Here is a 14,567-nt window from a genome sequence, read left to right as displayed (position 1 = left end):
GCGGCGCGTGTGGGGACGTGGTCCCAGGCTGTGGGGTGATCGGTGGGATGCATGAGGGGTTGCTTTCTCGTGGGGAGAGGGAGGATGGACGGTTCGGCCTCAGGCGGTTCTCACAGATGGCCGAAAACCCGGCGGACCAGATCGACAGTCTCGGCGGTGTCGATCGGCCCCAGGAAGAAGCCGTCAACGCCGGTGCCTACGTTCGCCGCGGTGTCGTTGTCCAATGAGTCGCTCAAGCTCGCGGACAGGCCGTAGGAAGCTGTAGTGAGGCCGGCCCACGGGGCGGCCCTCTCTGCGGCCTCAACCGTCCCGGTCAGGCGTGGCGCCTTTGCCACCACCCATTCCGTGAACGGGTTCTTCAGTTCGGCGAAGGCTTTGGCTGATTCCATGGTCCTGCCTCCGGCTGCGGCGAACCGCTGGCCCACGGTGAGGACCTCGCCGGCTTCGCCCACCGATCTGAACAGCACCGGGGCGCCCTTGGCCGCGGCACCGAGTCCGGGAAGCATGCCCAGGCCGTCCGCAGCCACGCCGATCGCGTTGCTCCAGAAGTCGGCGTCAAACTCTCCATGGCGAAAGCCGTCCCACAAAGAGGCACGCACGGCGGGATCCGCCAGCCGGGTCGCGACCGCGCCGGCGCTCAGTGCCGCCGCGGCCAGGAGCAGTACCGCCGCTGCCGTGCCACCCGTGACCACGAACAGGGCGATGATCCCGAGGGCCGCGGCAGTCCAGCTCAGGATGTCCGGCAGGTTGTCGGTGATCCAGTCGAGGGCTTCGCCGAAGAGGCCCGGCTCGTTCGGGGCCAGTTTCTGTGTGGCGTCGGTGATCTTGCCCGCCCGGTAACGGGCCTTCTCCTCGTGCTCCTCAGCGAGCTTCTTCGCCCTGCTGATGATCGCGTCAAGGTCGGCCTGGGCCGTCTCCACCGCCGTGTTCGCGTGGGTGAGCGTCTTCTGGGCCGCCTCGTGCTGCGAACCCTTCTTCTGCAGATCGGAGTCGTGCTTCGCCCTACCCGCCCGGCTCTTCGCCGCGGCCAGCGCATCCCGCGCGTCCTTGGCGTCGCTCTCGAGTTTCTTCGCCCGGCGCTGGAATTCCTCCAGTTCGCCTTCCCAGCGGTCGAGTTGGCGGGCGGCCTTGCGGATGGAGTGCGCGGCGTTCTTCAGGTTGAGCGGCAACGGCCCGCCGTCGAGTTCCTCCCGGAAGGCGACGGCGGCGTCGCCCTGCCAGTAGCTACCGTCCATCAACTTGGTGACCAGGCCATGGGACTCTTCCAGGACCTTGGCACAGTTGGTGAGCTTGACGTAGAGGTCGTGGACGGTGTCAGTGCTGCCGGGGGCGGGATTGAAACCCAGGGCCGGATAGTCCGCATTCGAAACGCCCGAGCGTGACTTCAGGCCCTGCGGTTTGTCGTAGTCCTCGCGGGTCTGCGCGTCGAGAATGCCAGCGGGCCGCTCCGTGCCGGGGGTGTAGGTCACGTCGCCCCTTCCCCCTTGCCCGACCTGGCCTTCTTCAAGGCTTCTTCCAGCGCCTTGTCCACCTCGTTGTAGCTGTCCCTGCTCTTCCCGATGATCTCGGCGAGGTCGTCGGTCTGCTCACCGATCTGTTCAGTGCCGTACTTCCACTCCTCCTGGAAGTACTGGCACGCGCTGTCCAGGTCGTCCGTACCGAGTCCGCTGACCGTGGCATCGCTCAGCGCCTTGCGCAGCCCGTTCAGCGAACTGCTCGACTTCTTCAGCAACTTCATGAAGTGTGCGAGCTCGTCACCGTCAACGACCAGCCGGTCGGCCACGCGCTGCCCCCTCTTCCGCTTCTTCTGCTTCCACTTCCGGGCCCTCGCTCCGGCCCCTGCCAGTGGCACGAGTAAGAGACCAGTAAGGAACTGTAACGGTTCCACTTGTGAAGTGCCGGACGACGGAAGCACAGAACCCGGGAGGGTGACCACAGGATCTCGAACGAAGCCGTGCCTGTACGTTCGTTCATGTCATGCGGCAGCGAGCAGGGCGGGCGGAGGCGGCGGGGATGGCACGCTGGCGAGACGGCCGGGGGACGTTGGTCGTGCACGGGGACGGGGGGCGGGTGGCCGCCGTGCCGCTGGAGATCGCCACGTCCTATCGCGCCCGTACCAGAGGGTTGCTGGGGCGTGATGGGCTTGACGGCGCGATCCTGCTGTCGCCCGCCAACGGGATCCACACCTTCCGGATGCGGATCGCGATCGACGTCGCCTATCTGGATCGCCGGCTGAACGTCATCGCCGTGCGGACCATGCCGCCGGGCCGCCTCGGCCGGCCTCGTCTCCGTTCCCGGCATGTGCTGGAGGCGGAGGCGGGGGCCATGGCCGAGTGGGGGGTGAGGACAGGCGTGCGGGTGACGGTCGAGGGGGTGTAGGGCCTGCCCACCCGCGCTCCGGGAACTGTCACCACGACGTCGGTCCTCCGTCAGCGGTTCAGATCCATGACCCCGACTCCGAGACCCGCGTAGGCCTCTGGCGCGACCGTCGCCACCAGCGCCCCGTCGGGGAGCATGGGGTTCGGCCGCGCGACATGTACGGCAGCCGCAACGCCGAAGCCGACGTCGACTCGGCACAACTCGGCAACCGTCGCCGCTGTCGCAAAGTCGTCGTCGACGAAACGGAGGACGTCCAACAGGACCCCGGCGTGAGCGACGATCCCCGAGCGTTCCCGCTCGGCCTCCAGGAGACACAGGACCGGCACCCACAGGCGCACGTCATCACTTGCCGCCGCCGCGTGGATGAGTCCGGAGACCTGCTTGTTGCCGCCCATCGCCAGCAACGTGGCACTGTCGAGGACGTAGTGCTCGGCGAGGTTCAACGGGATTGCTCCGCGTCCGCCAGTGCGGCCCGGTGCCTGGCGTTGGCCTCCCGCATCTTGCGCCGCATCTCCGCGGACTCCTCGTCGGTCACGTAGTGCCCGAACCGCTCGGCAAGGAGGGCACGAGTGCGCTCGGCCCGTTCCTGGATCTGCTCAGGGGTCAGAGTCTGAGCCGCTATCTCCTGCATGAGCGCACGAAGACTGGTCCCGCGCGCCTCCGCCACGGCGGCGAGTTGGTCACGGACTTCTGCGGGCACACGGATCATGACGTCGGGCATGGCAAAAGTATACGTCACGTATACGCCTAACGAGGGCGACTGTACTCAGCTCTCCGTGCGCGGGAACGTGACCTCCACCCGGCGGTTCTTCTTCCTTCCCTCCTCCGTCGAGTTGTCCGCGATCGGGTACTGCTCGCCGTAGCCGCGGACGTCGAAGGTGATGTTCGGGTCGTTCAGGTCCTGGTCCAGGACGCCCTGTACGGCGTTGGCGCGCTGGCGGGAGAGGACGTCTCCGTGAGCCGAGGTGCCCAGGTTGTCCGTGAAGCCGAAGACGCGGACCTGGGTCGGGTTCTGCTTCCTGATCTCGTCCGCGATCGCCGCGATCCGTGCCTTCGCCGCCGCGCTCAGCTTCGCGCTGTCCTTGCTGAACAGCACCTCGGCCTGAAGGGCGAACGTCACGTCCGTGTTGGTGTCCGTACGGCGCTCGTCACCGCTCTGGTCCTCGACGACCGACTTGATGTCCAGGACCTTGGGATCGGCGAGGGTGGCGCCCTCGGGGAGTTTGAGGTCGGGGTCCGTCGGGTCGATCTTCACGGGGGCGGTGGCGGAGGGCTCGGTACCCGGGGGGACGCTCGGGTCGCCGCCGTCGGCACGGGCGGTCGTCGCGCCGTAGAGATTCGTGACGAGAAGGAGCGTCGCGGCGCCCAGGGTCAGGGGGAGGCGTGGAGTGGTCACTTCGTCCTCACCCGGAGATCTTGATGGTGCCGCTGGAGAACGTGGGGAGCTGGAGGGTCACCTCGGTGGTGTCGGCCGGCGGGGCGGGGAACTGCATGAAGACGGGGATGGTCTGGCCGGCGTCGATCGAGGACAGATCGGTCGTGGTGAGCGGGCGGCCGTCCGTGTCTCGCAGAACGTAGTACCGCTTCTTCCCCTTGGAGTCCACGAGGGTGGCGCCACCGAACGACGTACCGTGCTGGACGATCTCCGTCTCGTCACCCCGCAGGGCCACGGGGACCACGACCGACTGGGAGCCGTCGTTCTTCAGGTTCGCGTTGACGGTGAGGAAGCCGCCCGAGTCCCGGATGGCCGAGGTTACTTGAAGGATCAGGCCGGAAGGGCCGTTGAGTTCGGCGAGGGGAGCCGCGGACTGCCCCTCCTGCGCACTCGGCTGGGACCCACCACTCGGGGAGGCAGATGACGACGCACCCGGCTTCTTGTCGCCCCCGCCGCCACCGCCGCCTCCGCACCCGGCCGCACCGAGAGCCAGACCGGCCGTGACGGCCAGTGCGACCATCCCCCTGCGAGCCTTCGCAGTGAACCGAATGCTCATCGCTCCGCTTCCTTCTTCACTCGTCGATTCGCTTGTCAGTCGGCCAGGTGGACGTCGAAGAGGTCCTCGGGTCCCGGGAGATCGGTGAGATCGCCGGGGTCCAGCTCCCAATTCCGGTCCCTGCAGGTGAGTTCGGGCAGGACACCGGCATCACCGGTGAGCGTGAATGTGCAGAGCGGCTCTATCACGGCCGTGGCGTGTGCCGTCGACTTCATGTTCTCGGTGCCGGGAACGACGGAGTCGCCCACGGTCTTGTTCGTCGTCGCATCGACCTTGTAACTCAGCGGCGGTTGGGACGTGCATTGCGCCGTCGCGTCGTTCTGGGACGCCAGCTGGGCGGCACGCCAGCAGGAGTCCGCGACGTCCACCTTGCCGTCGAAGATGTCCTGCCACTTGGTCGGGTCGAGTACGTCCTGCACCCACTGGTCCGCAAGCTCGTCACGCGTGTTCAGGGCCGCGGCGAGCGCCGCCGCGTCGGCTGCCGTCTGGGCACCGTTCCGGTTCACCGCGGCCTGGCCGACCGCGAGGTACGCGAACGCGAGAAAGAGCAGGCCTCCCACTACCGTGATGTAGATGGGGAAGGCCTGCCCTGAATCGCCGTAACGGCGAACACGCATCACACGATTTTGTCGATCTGCGCCAGGATCTTCTCCAGGATGTGGCTGCCGATGCTGGTACCCGTGACCGCCAGCACGATCGCCACCACCACCGCGATGATTCCCAGGTACTCGACCGCGGTCTGACCCCGGTCGTCGGCACGGCGCTGCATTGCGACAAGCATCCTCAGCATCAGGTCGCTCATGGTGCTCCCCTCCGGGTTCGGTTCCGATCCTGGCAGCGTAGGGCGGAACATACCCGGTGGCGGAGGGTCCGGGGACCCAAATCCGGACCCAGTTCACCCGGTTCACCTCAGGCCACCCCCAGCCACTTGGCCGTCGCCTGAGCGCGGGTGGTGGTGTGGAGTTTGGCGAAGATGCGGTTGATGTGGTTCTTGACCGTCTTCTCGCTGATGAAGCAGACGGCGGCGATCTGCTGGTTGCTCATACCGGACGCGATGAGGTCCATGATCTCCGCCTCCCTGCCGCTCAGTTGAAACCGGGACTGGGATGACTGTCCCACAGCGGATTGCAGTTGCGAAAGCTCTGTGGGGATGAATTTCTTAGGTAGAGCTCTCAGTTCCGGTTTCGTGTGTGCATTTGCGTGGCCTCTGACATGCGCCAGCAACGCGTTCGTCGCCGTCGGCGTGAAGTGCGGGCGGCCCCGGCCCACGTCCCGTACCGCCTGGGTCAGCTGCTGTGTCGTGAACTCGCCGTGGACCAGGTAGCCCCCGGCGCCCAGCCGGACCGCCTCCTGCACGAGGTCCGTCCCGTCGCTGTACGTCAGCATCATGACCGGGGCCACGCGGACCAGGTGGGGCAGGGCCGCGATGCCGTCCACGCCGGGCATGCGGACGTCCAGGAGGATGACGTCGGGGCGGTGGTGCAGGGCCGCCTCGTAGGCCGCGCGGCCGTCCTCGGCCTCCGCGACCACCGTGAGGTCGTCCGCCGCGGAGAGGACGGCCGTCAGGCCCGCGCGGATCACCGGGTTGTCGTCGGCCACCAGGACGCGCAGGGTCGTTGGCCGTTCCGTCGTGTCGCCGGTCATGGCAGTGGCACCTCCACTCGGACCTCCGTGCCCTTGTCGGTGGTCAGTTGGATGCGGGCGCCCACCGACGCCGCCCGTTCCGTCATGCCGAGCAGGCCGAAATGGCCGGTGCGGCGCAGGTCTTCGAGAGACGTGTCCGCAGGGAGGCCCCGGCCGTCGTCGTGGATCGTCACCACCAGGTGGGTGGGGGTGGTGGCCGCCCGTACGTCGACTTTCGTCGCGTGCGCGTGGCGGTGCGCGTTCTCCAGGGCCTCCGCAGCTATGCCCAGCAGCTGGCGGGCGGTGGGGGGCGGGAGCGGGACGGGGGTGGCGGGGCCGTCGTATCTCGTGGGGAGGGCCGTGCGGGCGGTGAAGCCGGTGGTCAGCGACGCGAGTTGGGAGAGTACGTCGGCCTCCGGGCCGCCGCGCAGGTCGGTCAGGAGTTCGCGGGACTCCGCCGCCGCCCGGCGGGCCGCCCGCGCCAGCAGTTCCGCCTGCTGTCTGATCAGCGCCGGGTCCAGGCGGTCCGGGGACACGGCCGCCGACGCCGCGAGGCCGTCGGCGACCAGCGCCACGCCGTACAGGGTCTTGGCCACCGAGTCGTGCATCTCGCGGGCCAGCCGGGCGCGTTCCGCGCTCGCCGCCTCGGTCGCGGCCAGGCGGGTCCGGGTCTCGGTCAGGGCCTCGGTGGCGGCGCCGAAGCGGAGCATCAGGTTGCGCAGGGTCGAGCCCATCGCGCCGGTGATGACGCAGAGGCCGGGGAGGAGGAGGGACTCGGCCAGTACACCGTGGCGCTTCAGCGTCTCCTGCGCCACCAGGAGGATCAGCGACTGGAGGGACGCGAAGACCGCCGCTCCCCGCCAGCTGTAGAGGAGGCCGGCGAGCAGCGGGGTGCAGACGCTGACGTACGCGAGGGTGGTGTCGGGGCCCGCCGAGATCAGGAGGAGGGAGCCGAACAGGGTGTCGGCGGCCAGGAGGGTGGGGTGGCGCAGGAGGAGGGGGCCGAAGCGCTGCCAGTCCCGGAAGAGGACGTACGAGATCATGAACGTGACGACCACGGCCGAGCCGACCAGGCGGACGCCCAGGCCGGGGCTGGCGTTGAGGAGGGCCGCGGGGGTCGCCACGGCGATCATCGCCAGGCGGAGGCCGAAGACCTGGCGGCACATCGCCTGGAGGGCGCGGATCTCGACCTTCGCGGCCCCCGCGCCGTCCGCGCCGTCCACGCCGTCCACGCCGGAGATGCGGATCCCGTCCACTCCGGTGGCGCGGGGCGTGCTCCTCTCCCCGTTCCCGTCCGCGTCCTCGCTGGTCGCCACGCTCGTCACCTCCGCCTGCTCCCCTACTTCCCCGTGACCGACCCGAAGTCGACCCCCGAGCCGAGCAGCAGGCCCGCGGCCAGCAGCAGCATCGTCGCCGGGACCATGAACGTGGTGATCATGAGGGTGGCCCTCGGTACCGCCCGGGCCGCCTTGCGGCGGGCGTTCTGGGCGTCGGTGCGGCGCATGTCCTTGGCCAGGGCGACCAGGGTGTCGACGATCGGCGCGCCCAGCTCCTCGCCCTGCTGGAGCGCCGTCACGAACATCGCCACCTGTTCGGAGTCGTTGCGGCGGCGGAGTTCCGCGAAGGCCTGGCGGCGGCTCATGCCGAGGTCCATCTGGCGCAGGGTGATGCGGAGTTCGTCGGCCCAGGGGCCCTCGTAGTGCGTGGCCACCCGGTCCAGGGCCTGCCGGAAGCCGAGGCCGGCGCCGACCACCACCGCGAGGACGTCGAGGAAGTCCGGCAGGGTGCGTTCGATGACGTCCTTGCGGATGCGGATCGCCGACCAGATGCCGACCTCCGTCCAGAACGCGCCGAAGAGGAGGAGCAGGACGGCGACCAGCCACTGGCCGCGCAGGAGGAAAACCAGGAAGCCGGTGCCGCCCAGGGCGCCGTAGACCGCGCGGCGGGCCGCGTAGCGGTCGATGGTCAGGCCACCGGGGTTGCCCGCCAGGTCGATCCTGCGGCGGTACTTGGCCACCTGGCGCGGGCCCATGAGGCGCAGCACCGCGGGCGCGTACCGCATGCCCATGCGGTCGATGAGGGAGTTGGCGGCGCCGGTGCGGGTGGCGCCCACCTCCAGGGCGATCGCCAGGTCGGAGGGGAGCTTCGCGTCCGCGCGGTACATGCGGACGCCCGCGAAGACGCCGTAGACGGCGAGGGCCATGAGCAGGGCCAGGAGGAGTGCCATGTGACATACCACCTCTTCCCTATACGTCGATGCGGCTGAGGCGGCGGATGAGGACGAACCCGATGACGTACAGCCCGAAGGCGATGAGCACGGCCGCCTGGCCGAGCCCGGTCCCCGTCATGCGGGCCAGGGTGCCGTCCTTGACCCCGTTCATCAGGAACAGGGCGCCGACGCCGAGGACCGGGACGGCGTAGGAGGTCATCGTCACCTGGGCGAGCTGGGTGCGGATCTCCCGGCGGGTCTCCTTGCGCTCCTCCAGCGTCTCGGTCAGGTTGCGCAGGGCGGAGACCACCTGGCCGCCCGCCCGGTTGGAGAGGACGAGCGTGGTGACGAGGACGACCAGCTCACGGGACGGAAGCCGCTCGGCGAGCTCACCGAGCGCGTCCTCCATGGAGTGGCCGATCGCCAACTGGTCGGCAACCTTGCCGAGTTCCTCGCCCGCCGGGGCCTCCAGCTCCTCCGCCGCCATGCCGATCGCGGTGCGCAGGGCGAGGCCGGCGTGGGTGGCGTTGGCCAGGATGCGGGCCAGTTCGGGGAGTTGGCCGATGAACCGCTCGATGCGTTTCTGCCGCTGCCAGTTGAGGAACTGGACGGCTGCGAAGACGCCGAGCAGGCCGGCGATCGGTCCGAAGAAGGGGGCCAGGGCGGCCTGGCCGATGAGCCAGAGGGATGCTACGGCGGCGAGCATGTAGACGAAGAACTCGCCGGGGGTGACGTCCAGGCCCGTCGCCGCCAGACGGAGTTCCAGGCGGCGGCCGACCGACGTGCCGCGCAGGCGGCGGTCCAGGTTGCGGAAGCGGCGCCGGCGGCCGGTGAGCGGGGCCTGGCCGGTGTAGGAGAGGCGGTCCACCAGGGCGGCGCGCTGGGCCCGGCCGGAGGCGTAGGTGTGCAGGCCCACCACGGCCAGGAGGCAGGCCAGCAGGGTGATGCCGGTGGTGAGGAAGACAAGGTCGTGGAGGGACATGGGCCGCCTACCGGGCTTCTCGGGTGGTGAGCTGGTCGAGGTGCTGGGCCACGCCGAAGGCCTGCGGGATCGGCTGGCTCGCCATGTAGAGGCGGTCGGCGGTACGGCGCGGCAGCGGGAAGTACTGGAAGGCGCCGTGGACATGGCCGTCGTGGGTCATGGGCTGGGCGTCGAAGCGGGCAACGGTCGCCAGCCGGTACGGCTCGCTGCCGTGGCTGTCGAGCACCGCGATCTCGGTGATCCGGCGGGCGCCGTCGGCGAACCGGGTCAGCTGGACGATGACCTCGACCGCGCTGTTGATCTGGTCGTGCAGGGCGACGAAGGGGACCTCGACGTCGGACATGGAGGCCAGGGTCTGGAGCCGGGTCAGCGCGTCCTCGGCGCTGTTCGCGTGGACGGTGGCCAGGGAGCCGTCGTGGCCCGTGGACATGGCCTGCAGCATGTCCAGGGACTCGCCGCCGCGGACCTCACCGACCACGATCCGGTCGGGGCGCATCCGCAGCGAGTTGCGGACCAGGTCGCGGATGGTGACCTGGCCCTTGCCCTCGACGTTCGCCGGGCGGGACTCCAGCCGGACCACGTGGGTCTGCTGGAGCTGGAGTTCGGCGGAGTCCTCGATGGTGATGATGCGTTCGTGGGCCGGGATCAGGCCGGACAGGGCGTTGAGCAGGGTGGTCTTCCCGGTGCCGGTGGCGCCGGAGACGATGATGTTGAACTTCGCCTGCACCAGGCCCGCGAGCAGGAACACCATGTGCTCGTCGAGCGAGCCGAAGCCGATCAGCTCCTGGAGGGTGAAGGAGCGCGGGAAGCGGCGGATGGTGAGGGTGGGGCCGGTCAGGGAGAGCGGCGGGATGATGACGTTGACGCGTTCGCCGGAGGGGAGGCGGGCGTCGACCATCGGGTTCGACTCGTCGACGCGGCGGTTGACGGTGGAGACGATGCGTTCGATGGTCTGCATCAGCTGGTCCGCCGAGACGAAGCGGAGCGGCAACTGCTCGACGCGGCCGCCGCGTTCGACGAAGATCGCGTCCGGGCCGTTCACCATGATTTCCGTGATCGACGCGTCTTCGAGGAGCGGCTCCAGGATGCCGAGGCCGAGGGCCTCGTCGACGACCCGGCGGATCAGCTGGGAGCGTTCGACGGTCGACAGGACCGGGCCCTCGCGGCTGATGATGTGGCCGAGGACGCGTTCGAGACGGGCCCGGCGCTCGGCGGCGGCCAGCGCGCTCATCTCCGCGAGGTCGATCTCCTCCAGGAGCTTGGCCCGGTAGGAGGAGACCAGGTGGCCGTCCTCCCCCCGGCTGCCGTGCTCCTCGGGGGAGTTGATGCGTGCCCGCAGGCTCATGGTTGCCGTGCTCCTCGTTCAGTGGTCGACGGGCATCGTGGCGGACTTGGTGGCGTTGCCGAGGTCCCAGACGATCTTCGGGATGTGGACCGTGGCGGTGACGGTGACGGAGTCGCCGCCGCCGGAGGACGCGCAGCTCACGTCGATCCCGCCGCTGACCGCGGACGAGCAGGCCGCGCCGACGTCCTCCTGCAGCGAGGCGGCGCGTGCCCCCGCCCGCGCCGCCGTACCGGCCTGCTCGGCGGCGTAGGCGACGGCGCCGAGCTGGATGCCGGCCAGTCCGACGACGAGGAGGATCGGGAGGAAGCCGAGGTACTCGATGGCGACCTGGCCGCGGTCGCGGGGGTGCCGGCCGGGAAGGCGGGGGTGCATCTCAGCGCTTCACCTCCTCCACGGTGCCGGCGTGGCCGTGCACGGTGACGGGGAAGTCGATGGAGCCGGGGAACAGGACCGGGACGCGCAGGGAGACGTCCGCGGTCACCGTGCCGGTGCCGCCGCACTGGTCCACCGTGGCTCCCTCCCGCCAGGCGCCGGAGAGGTCCTCCAGCGCGGCGCGCTGACAGACGCCGAAGCGTTCCCCCCGGGGGACGGCCGTGCCCGCCCGTACGCCCTCGTCGGCAGCGTTCCCCGCGAGGGTGAAGGCGTACCCCACGAGGACGGCCTGCCACATGAGCACCAGGGTGAGGATGATGACCGGGGTCATGCCGAGGAGTTCGACGGAGACCTGTCCGCGGTCGCGGACGAAGGGGGCGCCGGGTCGTCGGTCGGGTGCGGCCCGGTGGGGGTTGCTCGCGCAGTTCCCCGCGCCCCTGAAGGGGCGCTCACGGTGGCGCCCGGCTTTTAGGGGCGCGGGGAACTGCGCGACCAGCCACGACGGCGCCGCACCCGACCGACGACCCGACGGCCCCGGACCCGACCGACCGCGTCTCACGGCAGCTCCTTCCGCCGCCGGAACCCCACCGCCGCCCGCTCCCCGCCCCGTGCCCGTGTCCCGGACCGGCGTGGCGGCGGTGGCCCCTCCCCCGTCCGCACCAGGCCCAGCTCCCCGGCCAGCCCCCACAGCGCCTGCTTCACCGTGCTCCGTGAGTCCAGCTCGTGCATCCGGCCCGCGTCCACCGCGCCCTGAAGCTCCTTGAAATTGGCGGGAATCGGTGTCCCCGCCATGGCCGTCCCGGTGATGCGGCCGATCAGCGCCGGCTGGATCTCCGTACCGCGCGTGTACCGGTTGACCACCACCGTCGTCTCCTCGGCCTTGCGGATCTGCAGCCGGTCCCACATCCGCACCGTCCGCTTCGCCGCCCGAACGGCGACCACGTCCGGCGTGGTGACCAGCAGGGCCAGGTCGGCGGTCTCCACGGCCGCCGCGCCCGCCCCGCCGAGCTGCGCGCCGCAGTCGACGATCACCACCTCGTAGCGGGAGCGCAGGGCGCTGAGGATCTGGCGGGCGGCGCGGTCGGTGACCTCCTCGCCGCGTTCGCCCTCGGCCGGCGCCAGCAGCAGCGCCAGTCCGGAGTCGTGGCGGAAGACGGCCTCGGCCATGACCCGCGGGGAGATGTCGCCCACCGCGGCGAGGTCGGCGACCGAGCGGCGGAACTGGACGTCCAGGTAGGAGGCGACGTCCCCGGTCTGGAGGTCGAGGTCGACCAGGGCGGTGGAGTGTCCTGAGGCCTGCGCGGCGAGGGCGATCTGGACCGCGACGAGGGTCGCGCCGGTGCCGCCCTTCGCGCCGCTGACCGTGACGACGGTGCCGCCGACACCGGCGAACACGTCGGCGCCGTGGCCGAGATGGCGTCGTACGCCCGTGGACCACTGGGCGACGGCCTGGACGCGGCCGGCCAGCTCCTCGTAGCTCAGCGGAAGGCCGACCAGGCCGCGGGCGCCGGAGTCCATCGCGGCGGCGAACAGGCCGGGGCTGGTGTCGGTGGTGACCAGGACGACGCCCACGGCGGGGAAGCGCAGGGCGACCTCGCGGATCAGTTCGAGGGCCGGGACGGGGCCGATGCGTTCGTGGACGACGACGACCTCGGGGAGTTCGTCGACGGACTCGGCGGCGGACCGGGCGAGGGTGTCGACGAGCTGCGTGGAGTCGACGACGGGGGCCAGCGGTTCGGCGTCCGGGAGCTGGCTGAGCAGGGAGACCAGGGAGCGGACGGCGTCCGCGTCACCGACGGCGGGGAGGATCCTGATGGGCATGGAAGGCGCCTCTCACTTGTCCGTCGCGAGTTCGTAGGTGCGGTCCTTGTCCGGCACGGTGGTCGTCGTACCGGGCGCGACCAGGGCGAGCCGGACCCGCTGGGCGAAGGACTCCGCGTAGGTGAGGCGCTGGGCGTCGAGCGTGGACAGCGCGAAGGTGATGGGGACGGCGTCGCTGGGCTGCTGGTTCCTGTTGTCCGGGTCCACGTAGCTGAGCTGGGCCCCGACGTCCAGGACCCGGGCGTTGGTCACGATGATCTTCGACTGGTCGGGATCGGCCTGCTGCTTGCCCTCGAAGGTGGCGTAGACGTTGACCCGCGAGCCCGGGGTGATCTTGCCTGCCACCCCGGTGGCCGCGTCGATCATGATGGCGACCTCCTGCTCGCCCGGCTTCAGCTCGGGCTGGTCGACGATCATGTCGCTCTGGAGCAGCGAGCCCTTCTTCAGCGTGGTGACCGCGATCTTGCCCTGGATCTGGCTGAGGCTGGTGACCGCGTTGGCGGACAGCCACCGCTCGGGCAACGAGATCTTCTTGAACTGGCTCGCGCTCAGCGTGGTGTACGGCTTGACGTCGGACCGGAGTTCGTACGCGGTGACCTTGGGACCGACCTCGGACTTCGCGTTGTCGATGACCGAGAGCACGCCGGCGAAGGCGGCGAGTGCGCAGATCACCGACAGGATCAGGAGTATCACGCCGCGGCGCTGACGGGAGTTCATGGACCGTGCGACCTCATCGGGGAAGTGGGGGAAGTGAGGGAGCCGAGCGGTGGGTGGTGCGGGGTGGCCCCGGGGCGTCAGGCGGGCGTCCGCTGTTCCAGCGCGCGGGGCGCCGGCGGGTCGTAGTCGGGCGGGGTGGCGGAGCAGAAGACGCAGCGGTCGCCGATGACGTCGATGCCGCACCAGTGGCAGCTGGTCTGCCGTACCGAGGTGACCAGCTGGTAGAGGACCGAGAGGTCGGCGAGGTAGCTGGTGAACTCGATCATCCGGCCGGTGCCCCACCACACGGACGACTCGGCGGGCAGCGGGGTCTCGCGCAGCCCGTGCGCGCCCCAGGCCTTGGCGAGGCCGCCGATCCAGTCGGACTGCAGCTGCCCCTTGGCGACCAGCATCCAGGTGCTGAACTCGGGGCCGTTCAGCACGGCCTCCGGGGCGATCCGGACCAGTTGCGGCTCGGGGTGGGCGACCACCCCGAACTGGGTGCCGGGCATCCAGGACTTGGCGTGCGCCTTGAGGCCGACCGGGACGCGGTCGAGCTTGGCGACGGAGCCGAGGACGGCGCCCGAGTGGATGTAGTGGGTGAGCAGCCGGCCGGCCGACGCGAGCACGCCGGGGCTGAGGTCGCAGGAGGCCAGCTGCCGCAGCTGCCGGGCCAGGACGGCGATGCCGAGCGGCGGCAGGTCGGGGCGGAACAGCGCGATCCGGTCGCTCTCCAGGAGGGAGCGGAGGGTGTGCAGACGCCGGACGACGGCCTCCGGTACGGCGTCCGAATAGACGACGACCACATGTCCGTACTGCTCGATGAGGGCCATGAACTCGGCGAGGGCGTGCTCGAGCGGCCGCTGGTCGAGGTCCCGGAGCACGACCGCCGGCATGGTCCGCTCGTCCTGGACCGGCAGCGCCATGTCGGCACTGGTCACGGCAATGGCAGTTGGCACGCGCAGCTCCCCGCTCTTCACACCCGGCGGCCCACCGGTGTAACTCCAATGAGCCGGGACGACTTCATTGCGTGACTTCCTCAGCACTGTAACCACGCGCCTGTGACCGGAGAACAGCGTTTGTGTAGCTGTCTGGGATCCGTGACCGCACAAGTGACGTCAAATCGGGACAGGTTGAGCATATGACCGG

At 70.1% G+C, this 14,567-nt stretch carries 19 protein-coding genes; 1 reads left to right on the top strand and 18 read right to left on the bottom strand.

What is annotated here, in order from left to right; translation table 11 throughout:
* Positions 1-110: 110 nt before the first annotated feature.
* Together ACFY0P_RS03435 and ACFY0P_RS03430 are read right to left on the bottom strand one after the other, a co-directional pair.
* Positions 111-1,469, bottom strand: coding sequence for a hypothetical protein (locus tag ACFY0P_RS03435; RefSeq protein ID WP_388906786.1), 1,359 nt, complete (start codon positions 1,467-1,469; stop codon positions 111-113).
* Complete coding sequence (locus ACFY0P_RS03430; RefSeq protein WP_388906783.1) at positions 1,466-1,783, bottom strand: hypothetical protein; 318 nt, start codon at positions 1,781-1,783, stop codon at positions 1,466-1,468. Before ACFY0P_RS03430 ends, ACFY0P_RS03435 begins: the two co-directional genes overlap by 4 nt.
* Positions 1,784-2,013: 230 nt before the next feature.
* Here ACFY0P_RS03430 and ACFY0P_RS03425 point away from each other — a divergent pair, with 230 nt between their 5' ends.
* Positions 2,014-2,379, top strand: coding sequence for a DUF192 domain-containing protein (locus ACFY0P_RS03425; protein WP_388906781.1), 366 nt, complete (start codon positions 2,014-2,016; stop codon positions 2,377-2,379).
* Between the two features lie 50 nt (positions 2,380-2,429).
* Here ACFY0P_RS03425 and ACFY0P_RS03420 read toward each other — a convergent pair whose 3' ends face one another.
* The 16 genes from ACFY0P_RS03420 to ACFY0P_RS03345 form a co-directional block, all read right to left on the bottom strand.
* Positions 2,430-2,822, bottom strand: coding sequence for a hypothetical protein (locus tag ACFY0P_RS03420; protein ID WP_388906778.1), 393 nt, complete (start codon positions 2,820-2,822; stop codon positions 2,430-2,432).
* Complete coding sequence (locus ACFY0P_RS03415) at positions 2,819-3,100, bottom strand: Arc family DNA-binding protein (RefSeq protein ID WP_388906775.1); 282 nt, start codon at positions 3,098-3,100, stop codon at positions 2,819-2,821. The genes ACFY0P_RS03420 and ACFY0P_RS03415 overlap by 4 nt, the downstream gene beginning before the upstream one ends.
* A gap of 45 nt (positions 3,101-3,145) precedes the next feature.
* Positions 3,146-3,775 (bottom strand): OmpA family protein, encoded by a 630-nt coding sequence (locus ACFY0P_RS03410; RefSeq protein ID WP_388906773.1) that lies wholly within the window; start codon positions 3,773-3,775, stop codon positions 3,146-3,148.
* Between the two features lie 7 nt (positions 3,776-3,782).
* Complete coding sequence (locus ACFY0P_RS03405) at positions 3,783-4,370, bottom strand: hypothetical protein (protein WP_388906771.1); 588 nt, start codon at positions 4,368-4,370, stop codon at positions 3,783-3,785.
* 35 nt (positions 4,371-4,405) lie between these two features.
* Complete coding sequence (locus ACFY0P_RS03400; protein WP_388906769.1) at positions 4,406-4,987, bottom strand: pilus assembly protein TadG-related protein; 582 nt, start codon at positions 4,985-4,987, stop codon at positions 4,406-4,408.
* On the bottom strand, positions 4,987-5,172 hold the full coding sequence (locus tag ACFY0P_RS03395; protein ID WP_089099096.1) for a hypothetical protein: 186 nt from the start codon (positions 5,170-5,172) through the stop codon (positions 4,987-4,989). Before ACFY0P_RS03395 ends, ACFY0P_RS03400 begins: the two co-directional genes overlap by 1 nt.
* Before the next feature lie 107 nt (positions 5,173-5,279).
* Positions 5,280-6,014 (bottom strand): response regulator, encoded by a 735-nt coding sequence (locus tag ACFY0P_RS03390; RefSeq protein ID WP_388906766.1) that lies wholly within the window; start codon positions 6,012-6,014, stop codon positions 5,280-5,282.
* The gene (locus ACFY0P_RS03385; RefSeq protein ID WP_388906764.1) at positions 6,011-7,309 is read right to left on the bottom strand and encodes a sensor histidine kinase; all 1,299 of its coding nucleotides are present in this window, start codon (positions 7,307-7,309) and stop codon (positions 6,011-6,013) included. The genes ACFY0P_RS03390 and ACFY0P_RS03385 overlap by 4 nt, the downstream gene beginning before the upstream one ends.
* 23 nt (positions 7,310-7,332) lie before the next feature.
* Positions 7,333-8,220, bottom strand: a complete 888-nt coding sequence (locus ACFY0P_RS03380) for a DUF5936 domain-containing protein (RefSeq protein ID WP_388906762.1) — start codon at positions 8,218-8,220, stop codon at positions 7,333-7,335.
* 19 nt (positions 8,221-8,239) lie between these two features.
* Complete coding sequence (locus ACFY0P_RS03375; RefSeq protein ID WP_388906760.1) at positions 8,240-9,184, bottom strand: type II secretion system F family protein; 945 nt, start codon at positions 9,182-9,184, stop codon at positions 8,240-8,242.
* A gap of 7 nt (positions 9,185-9,191) precedes the next feature.
* Positions 9,192-10,529: a CpaF family protein gene (locus ACFY0P_RS03370; protein ID WP_388906758.1), complete on the bottom strand. Its 1,338-nt coding sequence runs from the start codon at positions 10,527-10,529 to the stop codon at positions 9,192-9,194.
* Between the two features lie 18 nt (positions 10,530-10,547).
* Positions 10,548-10,901: a TadE/TadG family type IV pilus assembly protein gene (locus ACFY0P_RS03365; protein ID WP_388906756.1), complete on the bottom strand. Its 354-nt coding sequence runs from the start codon at positions 10,899-10,901 to the stop codon at positions 10,548-10,550.
* 1 nt (position 10,902) lies between these two features.
* Positions 10,903-11,232, bottom strand: a complete 330-nt coding sequence (locus ACFY0P_RS03360; protein WP_388906753.1) for a pilus assembly protein — start codon at positions 11,230-11,232, stop codon at positions 10,903-10,905.
* 224 nt (positions 11,233-11,456) lie between these two features.
* Entirely contained in the window at positions 11,457-12,722 is a 1,266-nt protein-coding gene (locus ACFY0P_RS03355) for a CpaE family protein (RefSeq protein WP_388906751.1), read from the bottom strand.
* Between the two features lie 12 nt (positions 12,723-12,734).
* Complete coding sequence (gene cpaB, locus ACFY0P_RS03350; RefSeq protein WP_388906749.1) at positions 12,735-13,439, bottom strand: Flp pilus assembly protein CpaB; 705 nt, start codon at positions 13,437-13,439, stop codon at positions 12,735-12,737.
* A 77-nt stretch (positions 13,440-13,516) separates the two neighbouring features.
* Complete coding sequence (locus ACFY0P_RS03345; RefSeq protein ID WP_388906747.1) at positions 13,517-14,377, bottom strand: hypothetical protein; 861 nt, start codon at positions 14,375-14,377, stop codon at positions 13,517-13,519.
* Positions 14,378-14,567: the final 190 nt, after the last annotated feature.

The organism is Streptomyces sp. NPDC001714 (assembly GCF_042892755.1).
Taxonomy (GTDB): domain Bacteria; phylum Actinomycetota; class Actinomycetes; order Streptomycetales; family Streptomycetaceae; genus Streptomyces.
The sequence above is the reverse complement of the archived record's forward strand: the minus strand, read 5'-3'. Positions and strand labels throughout refer to the sequence as shown.